Origin of the sequence: Paraburkholderia caffeinilytica (genome assembly GCF_051027425.1) — a bacterium.
GTDB classification, from domain to species: Bacteria; Pseudomonadota; Gammaproteobacteria; order Burkholderiales; family Burkholderiaceae; genus Paraburkholderia; species Paraburkholderia caffeinilytica_A.
On the sequence record NZ_CP186553.1, the window covers coordinates 2529499 to 2554614 of the forward strand.

23 protein-coding genes are annotated in these 25116 nt (G+C 63.1%); 13 read left to right on the forward strand and 10 right to left on the reverse strand.

The window, feature by feature from the left end:
* The first annotated feature begins 146 nt into the window (after positions 1–146).
* Positions 147–929, forward strand: a complete 783-nt coding sequence (locus ACOSV0_RS31645) for a substrate-binding domain-containing protein (protein ID WP_434111343.1) — start codon at positions 147–149, stop codon at positions 927–929.
* Positions 930–1080: 151 nt separating this feature from the next.
* A complete protein-coding gene (locus ACOSV0_RS31650; RefSeq protein ID WP_434111346.1) occupies positions 1081–1863 on the forward strand; it encodes a hypothetical protein in 783 nt (260 codons plus the stop codon).
* A gap of 19 nt (positions 1864–1882) precedes the next feature.
* Here the strand turns inward: ACOSV0_RS31650 and ACOSV0_RS31655 are convergent, their stop codons facing one another.
* The gene (locus tag ACOSV0_RS31655; RefSeq protein WP_434111348.1) at positions 1883–3331 is read right to left on the reverse strand and encodes an FAD-binding oxidoreductase; all 1449 of its coding nucleotides are present in this window, start codon (positions 3329–3331) and stop codon (positions 1883–1885) included.
* Positions 3328–4317 carry an isopenicillin N synthase family dioxygenase gene (locus ACOSV0_RS31660; RefSeq protein ID WP_434111350.1) on the reverse strand — a complete coding sequence of 330 codons (990 nt, stop codon included), beginning with the start codon at positions 4315–4317 and terminating at the stop codon, positions 3328–3330. Before ACOSV0_RS31660 ends, ACOSV0_RS31655 begins: the two co-directional genes overlap by 4 nt.
* 274 nt (positions 4318–4591) lie before the next feature.
* Between ACOSV0_RS31660 and ACOSV0_RS31665 the strand changes: the two genes are divergently transcribed.
* From ACOSV0_RS31665 to hutC (ACOSV0_RS31685), 5 genes are all read left to right on the forward strand, one after another.
* Entirely contained in the window at positions 4592–5419 is an 828-nt protein-coding gene (locus ACOSV0_RS31665) for a transporter substrate-binding domain-containing protein (protein ID WP_434111353.1), read from the forward strand.
* 165 nt (positions 5420–5584) lie between these two features.
* The gene (locus ACOSV0_RS31670; RefSeq protein ID WP_434111355.1) at positions 5585–6235 is read left to right on the forward strand and encodes an amino acid ABC transporter permease; all 651 of its coding nucleotides are present in this window, start codon (positions 5585–5587) and stop codon (positions 6233–6235) included.
* Between the two features lie 30 nt (positions 6236–6265).
* Positions 6266–6928, forward strand: coding sequence for an amino acid ABC transporter permease (locus ACOSV0_RS31675; RefSeq protein ID WP_408213264.1), 663 nt, complete (start codon positions 6266–6268; stop codon positions 6926–6928).
* A gap of 19 nt (positions 6929–6947) precedes the next feature.
* Positions 6948–7817, forward strand: a complete 870-nt coding sequence (locus ACOSV0_RS31680; protein ID WP_434111358.1) for an amino acid ABC transporter ATP-binding protein — start codon at positions 6948–6950, stop codon at positions 7815–7817.
* A gap of 79 nt (positions 7818–7896) precedes the next feature.
* Positions 7897–8697, forward strand: a complete 801-nt coding sequence (gene hutC / locus ACOSV0_RS31685; RefSeq protein ID WP_434111360.1) for a histidine utilization repressor — start codon at positions 7897–7899, stop codon at positions 8695–8697.
* Positions 8698–8742: 45 nt separating this feature from the next.
* Here the strand turns inward: hutC (ACOSV0_RS31685) and hutC (ACOSV0_RS31690) are convergent, their stop codons facing one another.
* The 8 genes from hutC (ACOSV0_RS31690) to ACOSV0_RS31725 form a co-directional block, all read right to left on the reverse strand.
* A complete protein-coding gene (gene hutC / locus ACOSV0_RS31690; protein WP_434115930.1) occupies positions 8743–9426 on the reverse strand; it encodes a histidine utilization repressor in 684 nt (227 codons plus the stop codon).
* Positions 9427–9671: 245 nt separating this feature from the next.
* A complete protein-coding gene (locus tag ACOSV0_RS31695) occupies positions 9672–11315 on the reverse strand; it encodes an HAL/PAL/TAL family ammonia-lyase (RefSeq protein WP_434111362.1) in 1644 nt (547 codons plus the stop codon).
* A 54-nt stretch (positions 11316–11369) separates the two neighbouring features.
* Positions 11370–12161: an ABC transporter ATP-binding protein gene (locus ACOSV0_RS31700; RefSeq protein ID WP_028197383.1), complete on the reverse strand. Its 792-nt coding sequence runs from the start codon at positions 12159–12161 to the stop codon at positions 11370–11372.
* Between the two features lie 34 nt (positions 12162–12195).
* Entirely contained in the window at positions 12196–12954 is a 759-nt protein-coding gene (locus ACOSV0_RS31705) for an ABC transporter permease (protein WP_434111366.1), read from the reverse strand.
* A 15-nt stretch (positions 12955–12969) separates the two neighbouring features.
* Positions 12970–13692 carry an ABC transporter permease gene (locus ACOSV0_RS31710; RefSeq protein WP_434111368.1) on the reverse strand — a complete coding sequence of 241 codons (723 nt, stop codon included), beginning with the start codon at positions 13690–13692 and terminating at the stop codon, positions 12970–12972.
* Between the two features lie 94 nt (positions 13693–13786).
* Positions 13787–14611 (reverse strand): transporter substrate-binding domain-containing protein, encoded by an 825-nt coding sequence (locus tag ACOSV0_RS31715; protein ID WP_434115932.1) that lies wholly within the window; start codon positions 14609–14611, stop codon positions 13787–13789.
* Between the two features lie 325 nt (positions 14612–14936).
* Positions 14937–15617 carry a methyltransferase family protein gene (locus ACOSV0_RS31720; protein WP_434111370.1) on the reverse strand — a complete coding sequence of 227 codons (681 nt, stop codon included), beginning with the start codon at positions 15615–15617 and terminating at the stop codon, positions 14937–14939.
* Between the two features lie 85 nt (positions 15618–15702).
* On the reverse strand, positions 15703–16542 hold the full coding sequence (locus ACOSV0_RS31725; protein WP_434111372.1) for an arylamine N-acetyltransferase family protein: 840 nt from the start codon (positions 16540–16542) through the stop codon (positions 15703–15705).
* A 480-nt stretch (positions 16543–17022) separates the two neighbouring features.
* Between ACOSV0_RS31725 and ACOSV0_RS31730 the strand changes: the two genes are divergently transcribed.
* From ACOSV0_RS31730 to ACOSV0_RS31755, 6 genes are all read left to right on the forward strand, one after another.
* A complete protein-coding gene (locus ACOSV0_RS31730; RefSeq protein WP_434111374.1) occupies positions 17023–18531 on the forward strand; it encodes a carbohydrate porin in 1509 nt (502 codons plus the stop codon).
* Positions 18532–18631: 100 nt separating this feature from the next.
* Positions 18632–19783, forward strand: a complete 1152-nt coding sequence (locus tag ACOSV0_RS31735) for a hypothetical protein (RefSeq protein ID WP_434111376.1) — start codon at positions 18632–18634, stop codon at positions 19781–19783.
* 124 nt (positions 19784–19907) lie between these two features.
* Positions 19908–21296 (forward strand): Dyp-type peroxidase, encoded by a 1389-nt coding sequence (locus tag ACOSV0_RS31740; RefSeq protein WP_434111378.1) that lies wholly within the window; start codon positions 19908–19910, stop codon positions 21294–21296.
* An 82-nt stretch (positions 21297–21378) separates the two neighbouring features.
* Positions 21379–22410 (forward strand): iron ABC transporter substrate-binding protein, encoded by a 1032-nt coding sequence (locus tag ACOSV0_RS31745; RefSeq protein ID WP_434111380.1) that lies wholly within the window; start codon positions 21379–21381, stop codon positions 22408–22410.
* Positions 22411–24015 (forward strand): ABC transporter permease, encoded by a 1605-nt coding sequence (locus ACOSV0_RS31750; RefSeq protein WP_434111382.1) that lies wholly within the window; start codon positions 22411–22413, stop codon positions 24013–24015.
* Positions 24016–24056: 41 nt separating this feature from the next.
* Positions 24057–25115 carry an ABC transporter ATP-binding protein gene (locus ACOSV0_RS31755; RefSeq protein ID WP_434111383.1) on the forward strand — a complete coding sequence of 353 codons (1059 nt, stop codon included), beginning with the start codon at positions 24057–24059 and terminating at the stop codon, positions 25113–25115.
* The last annotated feature ends 1 nt before the right edge of the window (position 25116 follow it).

The following is a 25116-nucleotide window of genomic DNA, read 5'->3' on the forward strand; positions in this document are numbered from 1 at the left end:
GCGCATGGCCTGCGCGGCGCTCGCTGTTCCGGCTCCGGTCCAGGTATGGTATATAGGGGCGGGTTGCAGCGCTTACGGTCGACACGCACCCCGGCCTTGTGAGCCCATCACGCCCTTACTTCCATCGGACTCCCACGCTTATTCGGATGAAAACCTTCTTTCTGACCATATTGAGCGCTGGGCTGCTGGCCAGCACCGTTGCAACGGCAAACGTACAGGCAGCCGAACTTCATGTGATGAGTTCGGGCGGCTTCACGGCCGCGTACAAATTGCTCGGCCCCAAATTCGCGGCGTCGACCGGCAATACGCTCGACACCATCCTCGGGCCTTCCATGGGCAAATCGCCGGAAGCCATTCCGAACCGGCTCGAACGCGGCGAACACGCGGACGTGGTCATCATGGTCGGCTACGCACTGGACGAGCTGATCAAGCAAGGCAAGGTGGTTCCCGGATCGCGCGTCGAACTGGCCGATTCCCGCATCGGCATGGTTGTGCGCAGCGGCGCGCCGAAACCGGACATCGGCTCGGTCGATGCGCTGAAAGAGACCTTGCTGCATGCCCGATCGATCGCCTACTCGGACAGCGCGAGCGGTGTTTATATCGAGCGCGAGCTTTTCAGCAAGCTCGGCATCGAGGATCAGGTGAAAGCCAAAGCAAAGATGATTCCGAAGATCCCGGTCGCGTCGGTGGTCGCCAATGGCGATTACGAAGTGGGATTCCAGCAGATCAGCGAGTTGCTACCCGTGCCGGGCGTGACGTTCGTTGGAAAGATTCCGGAGTCGGTGCAATCCGTCACGCGGTTCGCCGCGGGCATTCCGGTGAATGCGGAGCATCCGAAAGAGGCCAAGGCGCTGCTCGACTACCTCGCCTCGCCCGCTGTACAACCCGAGGTCACATCGACCGGATTGGACTCCGTCACAACACATTGACGAAGCTGACGAAGCGGTGAGCGCGTGTCCGGCAAGCACGGCTCATCTCATCCACCACCTTGCCTTGAAAAACTGCATCGGCCCCCTCCTCCGATTTCGATGTACGCCACGCTGAGGGGCTTCACACATTAAAGCGATTTCGCGAAAAACTATGCAACAGTTGACCTTCGGGGCCTGCGTCAAGAAAGGATGGATCAGTTCGTGGCAAGCGGTTACGCAGATGCCCTGGTTGTTCCTGGGCGTTTGCGCGGTACTGGCCTGCACGTCGCTGCTGGCCCACCCGCACCCTCCGGCCACGGCCGCCGACGGCCTCGACACGGCGACACATCTCGGCCAGGGACTGTTGCCGCTCGTCTGGGTCGCGCTGCAAATGGTGGTGGGCGGCACGCTGACGATCAAGGTCCATCGCTTCGTGCTGCTCGGCGAAGGCGTGCAGCCGCTCGTGCCGCTCAATGGCAAGCCGCTCGGCCGCTACGCGCTCGTCTCGCTGACTGTCGTGCTGTCGATGCTGGTGTTCGCCACTCTGGGTTACGTCGCCATGCGCGTTTTCCGGCTCGGTTTTCTGGTCTACCTGCCAATGCTGGTGATCTACCTGTTCATCACCATGCGGTTGATCCTGATCTATCCGTCCATTGCGCTCGGCAGCAGGCTTGCACTGCGCGCCGCCTGGAAAGACAGCCGCGGGCACGTGTGGAGCATGATCGGCGTGGGCTTCGTCACGTATCTGCCGCTCTTCGTGCTAAGCGCCATTTTTCTTTTCATCGCCGGCCCCCACATGCAGGCCACGCATCAAACCCAGGCGGTGGCCGTCATCGCGATCGTTCAGGCGTTGTTGAATGCCGTGTTGATCGTGTTCGCAGCGGCTTCGCTGTCATGGCTGTACCGCCGTTACGCCAGCGAACTGCTGACGCACGCCGTAGACGCACCGCAGTAAATCGCGCGGCACGTCCTGCTCAAAACAGCTTGCCCGGATTCAGAATGCCGTGCGGGTCCAACGCATGTTTGATGGCGGCCATGGCGGCCAATTCAGCCGGCGAGCGCGAGATCGGCAAGAACTCGCGCTTGAGCAAACCGATCCCGTGTTCCGCCGACACCGACCCGTGCAACGGTCCCAGCATCTCGTAGACGAACGCATACACCTCGCGGTGATCGACACCAGGGATCGAATGACCGTCGACGGTGACATGCAGATTCGAATCGCCGATATGCCCGAAGAAATACGACGCGTTGCCTGGCCAGCGCTGATCGAGCGCCGCGCGACAGCGGTCGACGAACGCGCCGATCTCGCTGATCGGCAAACTCACGTCGAAATTGATCGCGTCCAGCCGCACAGGAAACTCGGCGGTGCATTCGCGAATCGCCCATAACGCGCGCACGTCGGCCACCGATTGCGCGATCACCGCGTCGCGGATCGCTCCTGAATCGAGGTCTTCAGTCAGCGCTTCGGAAAAACGCTCACCGTCGTCGCCGGCGTCGAAGCTCGCGTGTTCGATCAGCGCATACAGCGGGTGCGAGTCGGCGAACGGCGAGCGGGTGCCCGTCAGTTTTACGCCGAAATCGTAGAAATCCGGCCACATGATCTCGAACGCGCCGATGTCGTTGCCGAAGCGCGTCGACAGGCGGCGCAGCAGGTTCACGGCGGCGCCGTAACCGTCGAGCGCAACAAGTGCCGTGTGGCGCGAAGCGCGTTGAGGATGGAGCCGCAGCACCGCGCGCGTGATCACGCCGAGCGTGCCTTCCGAACCGATGAACCAGTGTTTCAGGTCGTAGCCGGTGTTGTTCTTGACCATCTTGCCGAGCGAAGTCAGCACGTCGCCATTGGCAAGCACGACCTCGAGCCCAAGCACCTGATCGCGCGCGGTACCCGACTGGATCACGCGATTGCCGCCCGCGTTGGTCGCCAGATTGCCGCCGATCTGGCACGAGCCGCGTGCGCCGAGATCGAGGGTGAGTTCGAAACCCGCTTCGGCAGCGGCCTCCTGTGCGGTTTGCAACGTGGTGCCGGCGCGCACGGTTAGCGTCGCCGAGGCAGTGTCGATTTCTTCGATGCCGGTGAGCCGTTCGAGCGACAGCGCGATATCGGTCGCACGCGCAATCGCGCCGCCCGCGAGACCGGTCATGCCGCCCTGCGGCACCACCGGTTGATACGCTGCGTGGCAAATCGCCAACGCACGCGAGACTTCTTCCGTGCTGCGCGGCAGGAGCAGTGCAGCAGGACGCGTCGGCTCGTGGCGTGTCCAGTCGGTCAGCGCGCGTTCGCCGATCTGCTCGCCGACGCGCACCGCGTCGGCGCCGAGCGCGGCACGCAGCGCGTCGAGTGTTGCGGAAAGCGGCGCTGCGCCGTGGGTTGCGTCATTGCCCGCGCCGCTCGCCACGTCGCCTGCCGAACTGTTATCTGTCATGCGGTGGTTCCTTGTGTCCCTTCAGCTGCCGCTTTCTTCCGATACCCCATCGAATCGTTGATCCGCCCGAGGATGTAGTTACCCGCAGCAACCGGCTGGTACTTGAGGTCGGCGTCGCTCGTGCCGAGCTCGCGCGGATCGACCGTCGCACCGTAAGTGGGATCATAGAACGTCGCAATCGAATAGCGCTCGCGCCCCGACGCATTGATCACGCGATGCAAGGTGGAACGGAAGCGATCGTTGGTCCAGCGCGCCAGCAGATCGCCGACGTTCACGACGAAGCTGCCTTCGATCGGCGGCGCATCGACCCACGTATCGTTGGCGATCTCACGCACCTGCAAGCCGCCCACCTGATCCTGCCACAGCAAGGTAATGCAGCCGTAGTCGGTATGCGGTGCGACGCCGAACTGATCCGCGTCCGACTGGGGCGGTTGCGGCGGATAGTAGACCATCTGCGTGCGCTGCATCCGCTTCGTATAGCGCGGCGCGAAGAAATGCTCGTCGACACCGAGGCTCACCGCCACGGCCCGCAGCAGATCGGCCCCGCATGCAGCGAGCGCTTCGTAATAACCATAGAGCGCGGGCCGCAACTCCGGCATGAAATCCGGCCAGTTGTTCGGTCCACGCAGCGCCTGCCCGGCCAGCACGTCGGGATCGTCTTCCGGCAACTCGAGTCCGATGCTGAAGAACTCCTTGTAGTCGGGGCGCTTGGCCTGATACATGGTGGCGTCGCCGAGCGCGTTGAAACCTCGATGCCTTTGATTGACCGCCGCGCGCCGCTTCGTCTCCACCGGAAACGCAAAGAACGTGCGCGCCACCTGTTCGGCCGCATCGATTGCCGCTTGCGGCACGCCATGATTGACGATGTAGAAGAAGCCGATCGTCGTGCACGCTTCGCGGATTTCGTGCGCCACGCGCGTCAAAGCCTGCGGGTCGCCGGCGCGCACGCCGGCAAGATCGATGATCGGAATGCGGGTCACGGGCATTGCATTGCTCCCTGGAGCGCTAATCAATTCAACCGACGAAAGAGGCTTGCAAATCGCTCACGACAAGCGCGCCTGCCTCGTGCATTCCAGTTGTATATACCGCCAAAAGCGTACCCGCAAGTTGCTTCGCGGGGCTTCACGTAAGGGCTTTTCTCTACTCGCGCGTTTATTTATTTCGCGCGAAAACTGCGGTATATACTGCATCGCATGACTCGCGCCGGTCCATCTGACGAACCGCTTTCGCGCGACACCGCTTTGCCAACCGGAGAATCCCATGAGCATCCTTGCAGGCTGGAAGTGTCGTTTGGTCATGCTGGCGCTGTGCGCGGCAAGCGTCACCGCCCACGCGGAAGACCAGCTCGCCAAAGTGAAGAAAGCCGGCGAACTGGTCGTCGGCACCGAGATGCAGTTCGCGCCCTTCGACTTCCTGGAAAACGGCCAGCAAGCGGGCTTCAATAAAGACCTGTTCGCCGAGATCGGCAAGGAACTGGGCGTGAAGGTGCGCTTCATCGACTTGCCGTGGCCGAGCGTGCTGCCGGGTCTCGAAGCCGGCAAGTTCGACATGGTGGGCGGTCCGCTGACGGTCACCAAAGCGCGCATGGAACGCTACACGTACACCCTGCCGATCGCGGACGCCACCGACGCGCTGCTCAAGCGGGCCAACGACTCATCCGTCAAGCAATCGTCGGATATCGCCGGCAAAACGGTCGGCGCGGGCAAAGGCTCAGCCCAGCTCGACCAGTTGAAGGCCTACGTGGCCACCCTGCCGAAGCCGCCTGAAATCCGCGAATACGTCGACAACAATCAGGCTTACGCCGATCTCGCCGCCGGCCGTATCGCGGCGGTCGCGAACTCGATGACCAACATCGCGTACGTCGCCAAACAGCGCCCCGAAGCCTTCGCCGTGGTGCAGCCGCCGTTCGGCGCGAAAGTGTACTTTGCCTACTGCCTGCGTAAAGACGCGGACAGCAAGCCGCTCGCCGATGCCTTCAATGCCGCACTCGTGAAGATGCATGGCGACGGACGTCTCGCAACCTTGCAGAAAAAGTGGTTCGGCGTCGCAATGGATGCACCGACCACGATGCCCACGCCGAACTATTGATGGCTCGACGCAAGGGTGGCCAGATGCATGGATAGCCTGACGTTCGATGCAAGACGGCCAAATGCTTTGAGAGCCTGATGTTTTAACGCAAGTGTTTTTGAAGTACGCGATGCGCGCCTCCGGACGAGCCGCATCGCCCTCCCCGTTCTAGCGAGTGCGACGCTTATGTTCAGCACAACCGTCTTCCTCCAGGGTTTGCCGCTGCTGCTGCACGCGGCGCTGGCCACCATCGGAATTTCGCTGACCGGTCTCCTGATCGGCTTCTTCGTCGCGATCGGCGTGTGTGCCGCGCGCCTCTCTCCGAAGCGTCCGGCGCGTATGTTCGGCGGCGCTTACGTGTTCTTTTTTCGCGGCGTGCCGATGCTGGTGCAATTGCTGCTGGTGTACTACCTGCTGCCGTTCGCCGGCATCAATGTCTCGCCGATCGTCGCGGCGGTGAGCGCCGTGTCGCTATGTTCCGCCGCCTATATCGCCGAAATTCTGCGCGGCGGCTTCCTCAGTATTCCACCGGGTCAACTCGAAGCCGCGCGCATGCTCGGGCTTTCACCGTTCGATATGTTGCGGCGCATTCTGGTGCCGCAGGCGTTCCGCATGACGCTGCCCTCGCTCGTCAATGAAATGGTGCTGCTGATCAAGGCTTCGTCGCTGATTTCGGTGGTGGGCGTGGCCGAGTTGACGCGCACCGCGCAGAACATCGCGGCCAGCACCTATCGGCCGCTCGAAGCCTACGTTGCCGCCGGGCTGATCTACTTCGTGATCTGCGGCACGCTGGCGCTCGTCGCGCATGCCGCCGAATACCGTTTGCAGCACGCCTGACCCACCTTGAGCTTGAGATTGAAATAGGCCATGCAAAAGCTCGACCCCACCGTTATCACGCACAACCTGCAACCGATCGCCGCCGGTCTCGCGACCACGCTCGGCACCTGGGCCGCGGGCGTGGCAATCGGCATCCTGATCGGCTTTCTGATCGCCGTGCTGCAACTGTTTTGCGGACGCTGGGTGCGCGGCGTATTGCGCTTCTATATCGAGCTATTTCGCGGCACACCGTTTCTGGTGCAACTGTTTTTGCTGTACTACGGCGGCCCTTCCTTCGGCCTCACGCTCGAACCGATGACAGCCGGCGTGCTCGGCCTGGGGCTCTACGGCAGCGCGTATTTCGCCGAAGCCTTCCGTTCGGGCTTTCAATCGGTGCCGCCGGGTCATCTCGAAGCGGCATCCTGTCTTGGACTCACTCGCTGGCAAGCCGTCTTGCGCATTCAGGTGCCGCAGATGCTGGTGCTGATCGTGCCCGCGCTAACCAATCTGATTATCGTGCTGAGCAAGGAAACCGCGGTGCTGTCGATCGTCACCGTACCCGAACTCACGTTCGTGCTGACCGGCATCGGCTCGGCCACCTTCGCTTTCGTCGAAACGCTGCTGGTGCTGTGCGTGTGCTATCTCGCACTGGTCGAACTGACCTCGCGTGTAGGCATGTGGGCTGAAACCCGCATCGCGCGCTTCATGGCATGAACGGAATCCGGACCACTCTATGAACGCAATCGCCGACATGCCATCTTCCGCAACCACCTCCGCCTTCGCAACGCCGCCCGGCGCGCCGCTGATCGAAGTGCGCGACCTGCGCAAGCGTTTCGGCGAAGTCGAAGTGCTGCGCGGCGTCGATCTCGAGATCGCCCGCTCCGAAGTGGTCTGCATCATCGGCCCGTCGGGCTCGGGCAAGAGCACGCTGCTGCGCTGCCTTGCCGCGCTCGAAACCTACGATCAGGGCGACGTGCGTATCGAAGGCGAACTGCTCGGCTATAGCGAGCGCAATGGAAAACGCGTACGGGCGTCACAAAGCGAGATCAACCGCGTGCGGCGCAACGTCGGCATGGTGTTTCAGCAATTCAATCTGTGGCCGCACATGACCGCGCTCGGCAATGTGATGGAGTCGTTGCTGCGTGTGCGCCATCTGTCGCGTGAAGAAGCGCGCCGCCGCGCCAACGCGATGCTGGAAACAGTCGGCCTCGCGCACAAGGGCGATGCGTATCCGTCGAAACTCTCGGGTGGCCAGCAGCAGCGCGTCGCCATTGCACGCGCACTGGCAATGGAGCCGCACATCATGCTGTTCGACGAGCCGACCTCGGCACTCGATCCCGAGCTGGTCGGCGAAGTGCTGCAGGTCATGAAGCAGCTCGCGCGCGACGGCATGACAATGGCCGTGGTCACGCACGAAATGGGCTTTGCCGCCCAGGTGGCCGACAAGGTGATGTTCATCGACCAGGGGCGCATCGCCGTGCAAGGCAAACCGCGCGAAGTTTTTCATGACGCCGGACAGCCGCGTTTGCGGCAGTTCCTGCAAAACTACTTTGATCGAAATGCCTTCTGGGCGCGCGGCCCCGACGATGTGGAGCCGGTATGAACCTGCACAGGTGCTCTCCTGGTTCGCCCGGTTCGTGTGATTTGTCCGTTTCGCGCGGACTGTAGCGCAAGGGCCGCCGATGTCCTCCACCGTTCGCAGCAAAGCTCACGACCACCCGTCTGCCGCGGCGACAAAAGCCACGCGCATGGCTAACGACGCACCGGCCGCCCGCTACGAACAGGTCAAAAACCACATCCGCCAGATCATCGAATCGGGCGCGCGGCAAGCGGGTGAACGTCTGCCGTCCGAGCTGGATCTGGTCGGGACACTCGGCGTATCGCGCATGACGGTGAACCGCGCGCTGCGCGAACTCGCCGACGAAGGCCTCGTCACCCGCGTGTCCGGCGTCGGCACTTTCGTCGCGCAAAGCAAGCCGCAATCGACATTGCTGATGATCGCCCATATCGGCGACGAGATCCGCTCGCGCGGTCACGAATACAGCTACGACACAGTCCTTTCGCAACGCGAAACCGCACCGGTGACCGTGTCGAACGCTTTAGGGCTTGCACCCGGCGCTTCGGTGTTTCATGTGATTTGCGTGCATCGCGAGAACGGTTTGCCGGTGCAGCTCGAAGACCGCTACGTCAATCCGGTCACGGCGCCTGACTTCCTCAAGCAGGATTTCTCCACGACGAGGCCGTCCGAGTATCTGTACGAGACCGTTCCGGCGCACGACGTCGAGCATGTCGTCGACGCGGGTCTGCCGACGCATGCCGAAGCCGCGTTGCTGGAGATTCGTACCGATGAACCGTGCCTGACGCTGATGCGCCGCACCTGGACGAGCGGCGTTGCGGTCACGTTCGCGCGCTTCGTGCACCCGGGCTCGCGGTACCGGCTGGGTTGCCGGTTCACGCCGGATCTGTCGCAACGCCAGGGCTAGCGGCGCGAATGCCGCGCCCTCGTCCCCTCGCCCGCGCCCCACCACTCACACGTTGCCCGCCAGATGAAAACGCGATGCCGGATGCCACAACTGCACCGACGTCGCCACATCGTCACCAACCCATGTACGGCGCCATAGCTGCAAACAAGGCTCGCCGATATCCATCATCAGATGCCGACGCACATACGCGTCCGGCTTCTGCGCATAGATGCGAAACTCCGCGCGCTGGATCGGCGCGAGCCGCACCATGTAGTGATTCGGTGTTTCGACAGTGAAGTCCTGTTGCAGATAGTCGGGGAAGACCTTCGGATTGACGTAGCGATCCTCGTACTGAATCGGCTCGCCCTCTTCGCTGTGCACGATGCACGAGTGAAATGCCGGGCCGCCGGCGAGACCGAGTGCTTCGAGCGCCTGTGGATCGTCGCTCGGTTCGAGCGTCAGCACACGCGCTGAATGGCGATGGCCACGCGCGGCGATTTCGTCGGCGATATTGCGGATTTCAAGCACCGTCGATTCGTAGCGCTGCGGCGCGACGAACGTGCCGGAGCCTTGCACACGCGTCAGTACGCGTTCGGTGGTGAGTTCGCGCAGCGCGCGCGATACCGTCATGCGCGCGACGCCGAATTCCTTGACCAGCTCCGTTTCGGATGGGATCAAGCCGCCCGGCTTCCAGTCCCCTTCGCTGATGCGCCTGATCACATAGCGCTTGATCTGCTCATAGGCGGGCATCGCCTTCGCGGGCGTCTCATGGCTACGGTCAGGGCGGTCCTGCGTGTCTGCGGTTTGCGCGTTTGTAATAGTGTTCACGTCGACCTCGTGGGTGGTACGCGGATGGTACACGGGTGGTACACGTCAGGCCGGTTCACCGGCGGGTAAGCCTGCTCACCGGCGTTGTCTCCATCAATCCAGCTGCATCAAACTCGAGTGCATCGACCCAGCTCCGGCAACTGAGTCCTTCAAGTCCTTCAAGTCCTTCAACCTGCGTGGGCCGTCGCCCGGCCGTCGTTGGCCGCCGGGTCGGCACCGAGCTTGCCCGTAGTGGCCACGCCCGTCACGCTCGCCAATGCGGCAAGACCCGCGCCGCCAACTGAAGCGTCCAGCCCGGGCCGCATATTACCCGGGTTTGGCAGCGGTGGCGGCGTTCCGTCAGCGATCATGCGAAACGCGATTGTCATGTCATCCGCGAGCGGCCGGTCGTCGCGATAGGTCGGCACGGCCTGGCGCACGCGATGCCAGAGCGCGTCCGTGTGCGGTGCGCGTGCTGCGTCGATGCTTTGCAGATCGTAAGCTTGTGCAGCCGCCAGCAATTCGATCGCGACGATGCGCCCGGCGTTGTCGACGATCTCCAGCGCTTTCAACGCGGCGGGCGTGGCGTGGCACAGGTGGTCCTCCTGCAGGCCGGACGTGATGCCGCCATCGAGACTCGCGGGCATCGCGAGGCGCCGGTTCTGCGCGACCAGCGAAGCCGCCGTGTATTGCGCGATCATGAAGCCCGAACAGGTGCCGCCCGGCTCCGCGAGAAACGCCGGCAAACCGCTCACGAGCGGATTGACGAGGCGGTCGAGACGCCGTTCGGCCATTGCCGCGACTTGTGCGATCGCGGTGGCGAGGCTGTCCATCGCCAGAGCAATCGAGGCGCCCACCGCATGCGCCTGCGAATAGACGCGCGGTGCTTCCGGCGTGCCGGCGACGATCGGGTTGTCGGTAATCGACGCGAGCTCGCGGTTGAGCACGTCGGCGGTCGCGGCCAGCACGTCGCGCGCGGCGCCGTGCACGTGCGGAATGGTCCGCAAGCTCAACGGGTCCTGCGTGCGCTGCCCGACCACCGCCGCGAGGATGCCGCTGTCCGCGAGCACCGTGCGCATCCGTTCGCCGACCAGACTCAGGCCGGGCGAGATGCGCAGCGCCAGCGATTCGGCATCGAACGCGGCGATCTGGCCTCGCAGATTCTCGAAGCTCATCGCGGCAACCACGTCGCACCAGTCGAGCAGGCGCTCGGCGCGCGCCAATGCCAGCGCCGCGAGACCTGTCACGCACGGCGTGCCGTTGACGAGGCTCAGGCCTTCCTTGGCTTCGAGCACCAGGGGTTCGAGCCCGAGCATCTGCAATGCGTCGCGCCCTTTGAGCCGTTCGCCGCGATAACGCACATGGCCTTCGCCGATACAGACCAGCGCAATATGCGCCATATGGCTCAGATAGCCGACCGAGCCGAACGTCGGCACTTCGGGCAGGCAATCCGCGTTGATCAACGCGACGAGCCGGTCGGCGACTTCGAGGCGAATTCCCGAATGTCCGTGTGCATAATTGTTGACGGCCGCCACCATGATCGCGCGCGTTTCAGCCGCACCGAGCGGCACGCCGACGCCGACTGCGTGACTCATCAGGATGTTGCGCGACAGCGTGTGCTGTTCGGACGGCGACACGATCACGTCGCACAATGCGCCGACGCCGGTATTCACGCCATACGCGCGAATGCCGCGCGCGACGATCTGCTCGACCAGCTCGCGCGATGCGGCGATCCGTGCACGAGCGTCGGCGGAAAGCTCAAGCGGCTCGCCGGCGGCAACCGCTGCAACCTGACGCCAGTTAAGAGAACAATCGGAACGGATCACGGCCATGATAGTGCGCTGCCCGGTGAAGTGAAGAAGTGGTGATCTGCGTGCGCCGATCAGTTAGTTAGTCGTGCGATCCTGGTGGCTCGACACGAATTGGCGGAAGCGGTCCGACTTGCATTCGACGAATACTTCGTCCGGCGTACCGTCTGCTTCCACCTGACCTTGATGCAGGAACATCACGCGATTCGACACATGGCGCGCGAAACCCATCTCGTGCGTGACGACCAGCATCGTGCGGCCCTCTTCGGCGAGCGAGCGCATCACCCGCAGCACTTCGCCGACCAGTTCGGGGTCGAGTGCCGAAGTCGGCTCGTCGAATAGCATGACCTTGGGATGCATCGCCAAAGCCCGCGCAATTGCCACACGCTGCTGCTGACCGCCGGACAGATGGGCTGGATAGTGACCGCGTTTTTCCGCGAGGCCGACTTTCGCGAGCAGCGCTTCCGCTTCTTCAACCGATTCGGCGCGGCTGCGCTTTTGTACACGCATCGGCCCTTCGATCAGATTCTCCAGCACGGTCATATGCGACCAGAGATTGAAGTTCTGAAACACCATGCCGAGCTGCGAGCGCACCCGGTCCACCTGACGGCGGTCGCTGGGTTGCAGCTTGCCGTCGCCGCGCCGCTTCATTTTCAGTTCTTCGCCACCGAGCGCTACCGAGCCGTCATCCGGCGTTTCGAGCAGATTCAGGCAGCGCAGAAAAGTGCTTTTACCGGAGCCGCTCGCGCCGAGAATCGAAATCACGTCGCCTTGATGGGCGTCGAGCGAAATGCCTTTGAGCACGTGGTGGTCGCCGAACGACTTATGGATGTTCTTGACCGACAGTGCAACAGGTGCCGTAGCGTTCATGGGATTCTCCAGATTCTGCAAAATGTTCGGCCGTTCAGGGCGCGGCGCGGCGTGCTTCAGTCGTGGTGGAAACCGGCCGGCTCGGCGACGGGCTTGACGCCGGCGCCGCACGCAGATGGCGCGACAGACGTACCTCGAGGAAACCGAGCAAACGCACGATGACGAAATTCAGGAACAGATAGATCAGCGCCGCGCAGATGAACACTTCCGTGGTGCGATACGTTTGCTGAATGATCTGCTGCGCGACACCGGTCACTTCCCACACGGTGACGAGACTGGCGAGCGCGGTCGATTTGACGAGCAGTACGGCCTCGGTCGAATACGCGGGCAAACACTGGCGCAACGCAATCGGACCGATCACGCGGCGCAGCAACGCGAAACCCGACAGGCCGATCGAATAGCCCGCTTCGATCTGACCGACCGGCACAGCCATCAAACCCCCGCGGATAATCTCGGCGGTATATCCAGCAGTGCACAGCGCCAACGATAAAACCGCGCACATGTACGGCTCGCGCAATACCGGCCACAGGAAGCTCTCGCGAATCACGCCGAACTGGCCCATGCCGTAGTAGACGAGGAACATCTGGATCAGCAGCGGCGAGCCGCGAAATACGAGGATATAAGCCCGCGCGAAGCGATTCGGCAGCCAGTGCGGCGACACGCGCATCGTAACGATCACGAGCGAGAGCAAGCCGCCGAGAATCAGCGAGCAGAAGAACAGCCCGAGCGTGGTCGGCACGGCCGCAATCAGTTGCCGAAGCGTGTCGAGCAGGAAATCGAAGTCGAAATGCATGATGTCCGGTCCCCGTCAGTTGCGCGCGAAGTTGCGCTTGAAGGATCGGCCCACGCGCGCTTCGGCGTGGTTGAAGATCCGGTTCGAGATGCTGGTCATCAGCAGATACAGCGCGCCGCCCACCACGAAGAACGTGAAGTATTGATGCGTCGAACCCGCCGCCACCTGGCTGGTGCGCAGCAGTTCGGCAAGACCCGTGACGGAAATCAGCGCCGAGTCTTTCAGGCTCAATTGCCAGACATTGCCGATACCCGGCAACGCGAAACGCAACACTTGTGGAATCAGAATGCGGCGCGCCATCGTCATGGTGGGCATGCCGATCGAACGCGCCGCCTCGAGTTCGCCGCGCGATACCGCGAGCACCGCCGAGCGATACACCTCGGCCTGATACGCGCCGGAAATCATGCCGACCGCGAGCGCGCCGATCACGAACGGCGGCACGCCGACAAAGCCGTCCGCGCCGAACCATTGACCAATCGTGGTCACGAGCGTGGAGCCGCCGAAATAGAACAGATAGATGACGAGCAGTTCAGGCACGCCGCGAAACACGGTGGTGTACACATCGCCGATCACGCGCAGCGTGCGAAAGCGCGACAGCTTGGCCGCCGCGACCAGCGCGCCGAACACGGCGCCGACCGCGAGCGCGGCCAGTGTCAGCGCGACCGTCATCAATGCCGCAAGCAGCAACACGCCGCCCCAGCCTTCCGGCCCGAAGCCGAGCATCTCTATCAGAGCCATTCCCTACCTCTCATCCATGACAGCGGATCGAAACCAGCCGGCGGACGCGGTGTTTCACGCCGCGCCTGCCGTTACTTCTGAGCGCTCAGGCACATCAAGGCGTGACGTCGGTCTTGAACCACTTGGCAGAGAGCTTCTTGACGGTGCCGTCGGCAAGCGCGGCGCCGATCGCGGTATCGAACTTCGCTTTCAGGTCGGCGTCCTGCTTGCGGAACGCGAGGCCTTCACCCGGACCCCAGATCGGGCCGCCGATCTTCGGGCCGGCCATCACGATCGACGCAGTCTCTTTCTTGTCGATGTTGGCGGCGTAGTAGGTCACGTCGTCGAACGATGCGTCGATGCGGCCGTTGGCCAGATCGAGGTCGCGCTCAGGCGAGGTCTTGTAGACGCGGATCGTGGCGACGTCCTTGAAGCCGTCGTTGATGAACTTGGTGTAGACCGTGCCCGACTGAATGCCGATGGTCTTGCCCTTCAACTGCTTGCGCAGGGCGTCGACGGTGGGTTGATCGGTTTTCGGATCGCCCGACAGTTTGACGACGGCAGCCGTCGGCGCGGCCTTGGGCAGCACTTTCGCGTCAGCCACGGCGAACGTGGCCGGCGTGGCGGCGTACGGCCGCGAAAACGCGATGATCTTTTCGCGCTCCGGCGTGATCGAGATCGCGTCCATCAGAACATCGAACTTGCCGGCTTGCAGACCCGGGATCATGCCGTCCCAGTCTTGCGCCACAAGGTTGCACTGCAGCTTGATGCGCTCGCACAGGTTGGCGACCAGTTCGGGTTCGAAGCCGCCCAGCTTGCCGCCCGGCAAGGTCAGATTCCAGGGTGCGTAACCGCCTTCCAGCGCGATCGTCACCGTCTTCCAGTCTTTCGCCTGCACCGGTGCCGCGAAAATCGTCGCGGCGCCGATAACGGCGCCCATCAATGCTTTTGCTAACGTCGTGCGCTTCACTTTCACGTCGAAACTCCTTTGATTGAGGAAACCGTCGAACTGGATTTTTAACTGCCGCTTAATTTGTATAGACAAGTCTGCATGAGTCAAAAAGCAGCCGCAAGAGGATTTGTTCGAAATCGCCGAAATCATCGGGTAAGCCCCTATACGATGCCGTGCGACAAGGCTTTTAAGGGAGCTTTGAACGTGCGGCGACAATGCACCGTTCGTGACCGTGTGCGTCAGCGTGGTGCGTTTTGTCTAGACAGGTTGGTGATTGAAAGGTTGACGCGCTTCGAATTGGCGCATTGCGCGCCTACCAGATGAACGGGACGAAGCGGTAACGCACGCGTGAGGTGTAGGCGGTGTAGCCGTCGAGTTGCTCTGCCAGTACACGCTCTTCGCGTACCGCGCGCCAGCCGATGCCGATCACCAGCAGCGGGACACAGGCAAGCCCCCACCACGAACCGAGCAGCAACGGTGTGCCGATGAACAATAGCAGCGCGGCGGAATACATCGGATGACGAACATGGGCATAGGGGCCGGTATCGATCACCTTGTGACCTCGGCTTGTCTGGACCTTCACGACCGGCGCGGCAAAGCTATTGGCCTGGAACACGAACCGGCACATGAAGAGACAGAGGAAGATGCAGAGCGAGCCGAAGCTCACCAGCCATACCGGAAACGGCGCCGACCAGTGATAGCGCATCGCGTCGAGCGCCATCAGGACGAGCCAGGCGGTCCATATCAGCGTCACGCCGATCATGAAGAAGCGGTCCCAACGGCTTTGCTGCGCCTGAACGATCGGCGCGAGACGCTCGGCGAGGAGACCCGGGTCGTGGCGTGCCAGCCAGAGGCCGACCCACAAACTCAAACCACCCGTCTCGATCAGATACCACCAGGCGGCAGGCCATGCGAGGGTACCCGCGACGCCGAACAGCAGCGCGCCCATGCATGTCAGCCAGGCCAGCGTTTGCAGAATGAGGCGCGTAATCATGATGAGTTCGTGGCGCTCGCGGCGGTTGTTGGTAGGTTCCTGGTGGCCATTCGCGGTTACAGGTGCCAGCGCTTACGCTCCTGCCTCAGACGGCGCCTGCCGCCGGTGTGCGCACGCGCCCGAATACTTCCGCAATGTCGATGTCGCCCGTGTTCAGACCGAATTGATCGCGCAGGCAGCTTGCAAGTTCATCCGCGCTTCCTAGTTGCCGTTCGCGGACGAGCCGGCCGTCCGCAGCGCGCTCGTTCAGTTGGTCGTTAAGCAGTGTCAGGCGCGATTCTGCGAGAACCCGGCAAACGATCAGGTTGCTCAGGAAGATGGAATCCGGCGCGGTCGACGTATACCAGTTCGAGGTCTCGTAATCGATCCATTCGACCGGATGCAGATCGAAACGGTAGACGCGCGCCCAGCTTTCATCGTGGGATTGAACTTCGAGGCAGAGCGCGTCGTGCGAAGCATCGGCGAGGCGGAACGTGCCTAGTTCGGAAGGCTGCGCATTACCCGCGATCAGGCGCAGCGGCGCTGTTAGCGTCACGCTGCCGAAACCGACATCGGCGATCCATGCGCCGCTTGCCATGTCGACACGCAGGATCATATGCGTGCGCGGAGGAACAGCATCGGATTCGCGGCCCCACAAGACCCGGCCCAATAGCGGCGTGACTTTAAAGCCTAACTGCGTCAGCACGTTCGCGAAGAGTGCATTCTGTTCGAAGCAGTAGCCGCCACGGTGTTGAGTGATCAGCTTGGTTTCGACTGACTCGATATCGAGTTTTACCGCACGGCGCGTGAGCGGATTCAGGTTCTCGAAGGGAATCGCCCGGGGGTGCAGTTTGTGGAGCTCCTGAAGTACTTCCAGCGTCGCCGCACGAGGCCCTGTGTAGCCTATGCGGGCGAAGTAATTTTCCAGATTCACGGTGTGTGACATCGGTGTCGTCCGGTATGGTTTTGAGCGTTGAGCATTCAAGGGCTTCGCATGACGGCGTGGCTTCGAAGATGATCATAGCTTCTTTTGTTGCCTGCCCAGGACGCCCGCCTCTCCTTGTCTTCGTAGTCGTCCGTCCTGGCCTATTGGCGCCACCTCTGCGCGGGCCGGTGACTACTCCGCATGACACCCGCTCCTCCTGCATCGGTTTGATACGACCACAATCCTACTTATTCATTACGTTTTTATTCGATTTAACTTACATCAAAACAACCTTTAGCAGCAGTACGTAAATCTCGGAATTACACATCAGTAATATTGATGCGAATCGTTCTCATTTGTGTTGACGCACCTATTTCGCATGCGTACGATCTCGCCATCTGCTGCATCCGGCGTCGCGAACCGATGCGGTAAATCGCAGGCACACCGTGATGTACCGCCACGATGCCCAGATGAGTCGATACAACACAAATAAGGATTTCGATGAAGTTCGCCCAATCAAGAGAACCCGCCGGCCAGGCGCGTTCGTTTCGCGACTCCGCCTCGCGCCGCTCGCGTTTGCTCTCGATACGTCACGCCGCGCTCTGCACGGCTTTCGCCTGGGCCACGTTGACTGCCGGCACAGCAATGGCCGACGCCAATCCCGATGCCGCACCGGAAGCGCCGGAAGCCGACCTGAACATCAAGGCGACTCAAACGAATCAATGGACCGGCTTCTGGAATCGCCCGACGATGCTCGGCGACATCGGCGGCCTGCGCCCCTGGCTCGGTAAATATGGGGTGACGTTCGCGCTCACCGAAACCAGTGAAGTGCTCGCCAATGTCCGCGGCGGCCTCGCCCGCGGCGCGGACTACGACGGTCTCACGACAGCAACCGTCCAAATGGATACGCAAAAAGCGTTCGGTTTGCCAGGCGGCCTGTTCAACGTCAGCGCATTGCAGATCCACGGCGCCAACCTCAGCGCCAACAAACTGGGCACGCTGAACACGGCGAGCGGCATCGAAGCCGACGATACGACCCGCTTGTGGGAACTGTGGTATCAGCAGTCGTTCCTGAACAAGCGCATCGACGTCAAGGTCGGTCAGCAAAGTATCGATCAGGAATTCATCACCAGCACGAATTCGGCGCTGTTCGTGAATACGATGTTCGGCTGGCCCGCCCTGCCGTCCTATGACATGCCGTCCGGCGGTCCCGCTTATCCGCTGGCCGATCTCGGCGTGCGCGTGCGCGGACAGATCACGCCTTCGTTGACGGCGCTCGCCGGCGTATTCGACGGCGATCCGCTCGGCAACAATCCGAACAACAAGAGCGGCACCAACTTCAACCTGCATAACGGCACGCTGTTCATCGGCGAGTTGCAGTACGCGATCAACCAGCCGGCCGACGGTGAAATGGTCGGCATGGGCGGCGGCGGTTTGCCGGGCACCTACAAGGTCGGCCTCTGGTACAACAACGGCAGCTTCGCCGATCTGCGCTACGACAACACCGGCCTCTCGCTTGCGAACCCGGCAAGTACCGGCGTTGCGCAGAATCATCACGGCGACTACAGCGTCTACGCGGTAGCCGACCAGATGATCTGGCGCCCGGATCCGGACGAGCCGCGCAGTCTCAACGTCTTTGCGCGCGTGATGGGCGCACCGGGCGACCGCAACCTGGTGAGCCTCGCCGCCAACCTCGGCATCGTGCTGAAGGCGCCGTTCGCCGGACGCGACAACGACAGCGCCGGCATCGCGCTCACCTACATCAAGATCGGCAACCATGCGAATGGTCTCGATCAGGATAACCTGGCATTCAGTGGCGGCCCGTACGGCGTGCGCACCAGCGAAACCACGCTCGAAGCGACCTACCAGTATCAGGTCAACCCGTGGTGGCAATTGCAGGCCGATGCGCAATACACGTTCAATGCCGGCGCCGGCCAGAACCCGAGCGATCCGACGCAGCCGCTGCGCAATACGTTCGTCATCGGCGTGCGGACCAACATCACATTCTGATGCCGTTTCCAGCCATCACACACGCTCTAGCCCAATCGAATCCCATGCTTTCGATCATGACCGCAACCACCGCTTTGTGCGCAAGCACGGAGGCTCACTCATGAACAACCCCACGCGCCTTATTTCGCCGCGCGCCGCGCGGGCCCTGATTGCCGCAACTGTCAGCGCCGCCGCATTCGCGACGGCCGGCGTCGCGCACGCCGAACCGCAAGGTTTCCTCGAAACCGTCAAGCATCACACTACGCTGATCAACACCGTGCCGGAAAACGGCGACCAGAACCCGTATGCAGTGGTCGTCGCGCCGGTCACGGCCGGTACCGTCAAGCAGGGCGACGTGCTGGTCGGCAACTTCAACAACTCGACCAATCTGCAAGGCACCGGCAGCACGATCATCAACTATCACCCGGACACCAAACAGATGACGGTGTTCGCCACGGTGCCGCGCGATCTGAAGGAATGCCCGGGCGGCATCGGGCTGTCGACCGCGATGACGATGCTCAAGTCGGGCTACGTGATCGTCGGCAGCACGCCGAGCAATGACGGCACGACCGGCACCAAGGGCGCCGGTTGCCTGATCGTGATCGATCCGAACGGCAAGGTCGCGTCGACCATCAACAGCCCGAACATCAACGATCCGTGGGGCAACATGGCGGTCGTCGACAACGGCACGAGCGCGACGCTGTTCGTCAGCAACGCCGGTTTCGGCGTGGGCGGTGCGAACGGCAATCCGCCGGTGTTCAAGCAGGCCACCGTGCTGCGTCTGGACCTCGACGTGCCGGCCGGTAAGCCGCCGGTCGTGAAGAAGGAAACCGTGGTCGGCAGCGGCTTCGGCGCGCAGGCCGACAAGGGCGTGTTCCTCGTCGGGCCGACCGGACTCGCGCTGTCGGGCGATCAGAAACTGCTGTACGTGTCCGATGCGATCGGCAACCGCGTCACCGAAATCGACGATCCGATGACGCGCGACACCAGCGCGGGCGTGGGCCGCCAACTGACCGCCGACGGCCTGCTGCATCGCCCGCTCGCAATGGTCACGGCGCCTAACGGCCACCTGCTCGTCACCAACGCACTGAACGGCCAGATCGTCGAAATCGATCCTGCCACCGGCAAGCAGATTTACGCACGCTGGATCGACACCGACAAGGCGCAATCGCCCCCGGGCAACGGCGATCTGTTCGGTCTTGCGATGACACCCGAAGGCGACGGTTTCTACTACGTGCAGGACGACGTGAACACGCTGGTGCTGGCGAAGTAAGCGATGCAACTCTGCGGCGCAAGCAGGGACGGCAAACCAGCAAGGCAAGCAAGCGAAGCGAACCCAGCCTCAGAGCCGGTCGCAAACCCGGCACATCCCACGGCCAACTGAAGGTGAAGTAACCATGGCAAACGATCAACCCCCGCGGCCCTCACGGCGCGGTTTTCTGAAGGCCGGCAGTGCGGCGGTCGCAGCGGGCGCGAGCCTCGGTGCGGCCGGCGCCGCCCAGGCCGCGCTTGGCAAGACGCCGGCGCATAGCGCCGATCCGCACATGGCGGTCGAGCCGTTCTACGGCTTGCATCAAGGCGGCATCGTCACGCCACAGCAGAGTCACACGTACGTTGCCGCGCTCGATCTGACGACCGACAAGCGCGACGACGTGATCGCCCTGCTGCGCGCCTGGACCGACGCCGCAGCGCGCCTGACGCAAGGCGCCACGGCCGCACCGCTGCCGACCGGCGCCGCGGCCAAAACAGAACTGGCCGACACCAAGGTCGATACCAAGGCCGATACGCCGGCTGATGCGAAGGCCAACGACACGGCCTACAGCCCGGTCAACACCAAAGCCGCGCCCGATTCCGGCGACGTGCTCGGCCTCGGCCCATGCGGCCTGACGATCACGTTCGGTTTCGGCCCGGGTCTGTTCACGAAGGACGGCAAGGATCGCTACGGCCTCGCCGCGCGCCGCCCCGCCGCGCTCGTCGACCTGCCGCGCTTCAACGGCGATCAGCTCATCGCCGAAAAAACCGGCGGCGACCTGTACATCCAGGCCTGTGCGAACGATCAGCAGGTCGCGTTTCACGCGGTCCGGCAATTGGCGCGTCTCGCGTACGGCACCGCAGCGATGCGTTGGGGTCAATCTGGTTTCCTGTCCGGTCCGCGCGGTCAGACGCCGCGCAATCTGATGGGCTTCAAGGACGGCACCAACAATCCGTCGACTGCGAAGCCGCAGTTGATGAACGAATTCGTCTGGGCCGGCGCCACCGCCGACGCACCCTGGATGGAAGGCGGCACCTATACGGTGGTGCGGCGCATCCGCATCACGCTCGAACACTGGGACAACACCGAGGTGGGTTTCCAGGAGCAGGTATTCGGCCGTCACAAGTACAGCGGCGCGCCGATCGGCAAGCAGAGCGAGTTCGATCCGGTGGACCTGAAGGAAGAGGACAAGGACGGCAATCCGGTGATTCCGGAGAACTCGCACGTGCGTCTGTCGAATCAGGCGAGCAACAACGGTGCGCAGATTCTGCGCCGCTCGTACTCGTACAACGACAGCACGAACTTCTACATCGAGCGCTGGCCGCCATGGCGCCAGGAAACCGAGTACGACGCGGGCCTGATTTTCGTCGCTCACCAGAGCGACCCGCGTACCGGCTTCATTCCGATCAACGACAAGCTCGCCAAGTTCGACATGATGAACCAGTTCACGACGCACGTCGGCAGCGCGGTGTTCGCTGTGCCGCCGGGCGCGAAGCCGGGTTCGTATATCGGCGCGGGCTTGTTCGAGACGTAATGCAAGCCGCGACACAAGCCGCTATGCCGCAAGGCATGCGGCATAGCGAAGACCAATAACATCACTAACGGATTTTAGGATCATGGCTCATTCCTGGTTTGGCACCCGCCTGCGCCTCGTCAGCAGCGCAGCCGCCCTCACGCTGGCTGCGCTCGCAACCGTGCCGTCGACGGCCCACGCTGCGTCGATCACGCTGTACAACGCACAGCACGAGCAGGTCGTCAATCTGCTCGCCAAGGACTTCGAAAAGCAGTCGGGCATTTCGGTGAAGATCCGCAACGGCGAAGGCCCGGCGATGGCCGCGCAGATCGTCGCGGAAGGCGCGGCGACGCCCGCCGACGTGTATTTCACGGAGAATTCGCCTGAGCTGATGCTGCTCGAAGAGAAAGGCCTGCTGAACAAGGTGGACGGCTCGACGCTCGGCACCGTGCCGGCACGCTTCAACTCGCCGACCGGTGCATGGGTGGGCGTGACCGCGCGCGAAAGCGTGCTGGCCTACAACACGACCAAGGTGCAGGCATCGCAACTGCCGCAGTCGCTGTTTGACCTGGCCAAGCCGGAATGGAAAGGCAAGGTCGGCATTGCGCCGAGCGACAGCGACTTCCTGCCGCTGGTGAGCGCCGTGCTCGCGTTGAAGGGCGAAGCGCAAACCGTCGCATGGCTGAAGGGCCTGAAAGCCAACTCGCAGATTTTCGACGACGACGAAGGCGTGGTGGCAGCCGTCAATCGCGGCGGCGTTGCAACGGGTCTGATCAACAACTACTACTGGGCGCGTCTGCATGCTGAAATCGGCGATGCAAAAACCCGCAGCGCGATCTATCACTTCGGCAACGGCGACGCCGGCGCAATGGTGAACGTGTCGGGTGCAGCGGTGCTGAAGTCGGCCCACAACACGGACGGCGCACAGAAGTTTCTGGCCTATCTGGTCAGCGAACGCGCACAGGAGTTGATGGCGAAGAGCCACGTCATGTTCGAATATCCGCTGCACGCAGGCGTTGCGCCGGACCCGATCCTCAAGCCTTTGGCTGAACTGAGCCCGCCGGCGCTGACGATCCAGCAACTCGGCGACGACAGCCAGGCAGGCAAGCTGCTGCGTCAGGCAGGCTTGCTGTAAATGAGCGATGCCGTGTCAGCCGGGCCTCCGGCTGTAACCCCCGCCACAGCGCGCGCCCGTTTGCGCGCGCCGCGCGGTTTGTTTGCGGCAGCAGCACTCAGCGCTTTGCTGGTGTTGCTGCCGATTGCGTTTACCTTCTGGCGCGCGGCGAGCTTCGGCATCGACGAGGCGGTCGATCTGATCTTCCGGCCGCTGGTCGGCGAACTGCTGGTCAACACGGTGCTGATCACCGTATCGACCACACTCGTCTGCGCGGTCGTCGGCACAGCGGCCGCGTGGTTTGTCGAACGCACGCATTTGCCGGGGCGTCGCATCTGGGCCGTGCTCACCGCCGCGCCGCTTGCGATGCCGGCCTTCATCTCGAGTTATGCGTGGGTGTCGCTGAGTCTGGATCTGCAGGACTTCAACGGCGCGCTGCTGGTGCTGAGCGCCGCGTATTTCCCACTCGTTTATCTGCCGGTAGCCGCGGCGTTGCGCAGCATGGACCCGGCGCTGGAAGAAAGCGCGCGCGCACTCGGCTGCAACCGCTGGGCCACGTTCATTCGCGTGGTGTTGCCGCAACTGCGCCCGGCGCTGCTCGGCGGCATGCTGCTGGTGGCGCTCGGCGTACTGTCCGAATTCGGCGCGTTTACGCTGCTGCGCTTTCGCACTTTCACCACGCAAATCTACGCGGAATACCGCACCAGTTTCGATGGCGGCGGCGCTTCATTGCTCGCGTGCCTGCTGATCGTGATCTGCCTGATCGTGCTGGCGTTCGAGTTTCGGGTACGCGGCGCGGCGCGTTATGAACGCGTCGATCGCGGCACACGTCGCGCGGTGTTGCGCTACGACCTCGGCGCGTGGCGCTGGATCGTCGTGGCCGGCTTCGCTGCGCTCGCGATCGCGACGCTCGGCGTGCCGCTCGGCATGATCGGTTTCTGGCTTACGCAACCGGGCGCGGCTGCCGTCACCCCGGCCGACGTGTCGCCCGAACTGCTGTTCAACGCGACGATCTCCTCGCTCGGTTTCGGGCTTGCCGCCGCGCTGCTGACCACGCTGCTGGTCGTGCCGCTCGCGTTTCTGCTGGTGCGCTATCCGACGCGTTTCGCAACGCTGTTCGAACGCACCGTGTTTCTGGCACAAGGCGTACCCGGGCTGGTGATCGCGCTGGCGATCGTGTCGCTCGCAGTGCACGCGTTGCAACCGCTTTATCAAAGCGCGACGCTGCTGGTGATCGCGTATGCGATGCTGTTCATGCCGGTGGCGCTGGTGAGCGTGCGTGCCGCCTTCATGCAGGCGCAGCCGCGCCTCGAAGAAACGGCGCGTGCCCTCGGCCTCACATGGACGCAGACCCTGTTTCGCGTAGTATTGCCGTTGGCGGGCCCCGGACTCGGCGCAGCCGCGGCAATGGTGTTCATCTCGGTCGTTACCGAGCTGAATGCGACGCTGCTGCTCTCGCCCATCGACACGCAAACACTCGCGACACAAGTCTGGGCCGACACATCGACCATGGCGTTCGCCGCCGCAGCGCCCTATGCCGCCCTGCTCGCCGGCATTTCGCTGTTCGCCTCGGGCCTCCTGTTCGCGTTGCTCGGCAAGTCGGCGTTACTCGGCGAACGCAACTAAACGTTGCACACTATCGCCCTGCTCCTAGACATCGGATTTTCATGAGCGAACTTCGTATCCGCGGACTGCAAAAATCGTTCGACGGCCATCCCGTGCTGCACGGCATCGACCTCTCCGTCGAGCGCGGCACGCTGCTCGCGCTGCTCGGACCGTCCGGCAGCGGCAAGACCACCTTGCTGCGGCTGTTGTGCGGCTTTGAACGCGCGGATAGCGGCAGCGTCGAAATCGACGGCCGCCGCGTCGCCGGCGACAACCTGCATGTACCGTCCGAACAGCGCCGCATCGGCTACGTGCCGCAGGAAGGCGCGCTGTTTCCGCATCTGTCCGTGGCGGACAACATCGTGTTCGGTTTGCCGCGCACGCAGCGGCGCGCGCGCCATCGCGTGGCCGAGTTGCTGGAACTGGTCGGCTTGCCGGCGAACTTCAGCGCGCGTGCACCGCAGCAACTGTCAGGCGGTCAGCAGCAGCGTGTGGCGTTGGCTCGCGCGCTCGCGCCGTCGCCGACGCTGGTGATGCTCGACGAGCCCTTCTCCTCGCTCGACGCCGCACTGCGGCTCGAAACACGGCAAGCCGTGGCGAACGCCCTGGCCGCGGCCGGTGCGACCGCCGTGCTCGTCACGCACGATCAATCGGAGGCGCTGTCGCTCGGCCACGAGGTCGCCGTGTTGTGGAACGGCAGGCTGATCCAGACCGCGACGCCGGAAACGCTGTACCGCAGGCCGGTGACACGTGAACTTGCCTCGTTCGTCGGTGAAGCGGTGTTGCTGCCGGGCGTGGTCAGGCAGGATCGCGTGAACTGCGAACTCGGCGATTTGCCGCTGGGCGAGCCGATGGGCAACGGTGCGGTCGACGTGATGGTGCGGCCTGAACAGATCCGTCTGCTGCGTGCAGACGAGATGACGCCGGATGGCGTGGGGTCCCATGACGCTATCGTGCAGGAAGTGATCTTCCAGGGGCAGGATGCGGGCGTGGCGCTGCAATTGCAGTCCGGCGCGCGGACGGTGGTGCGCGCTCGCGTGCCGGGGTATCTGTCGCCGCGTCCGGGCGAACACGTGCGGCTCGCGGTGGATGGTGAGGTGACGGCTTATCCGCGGGGTTGAG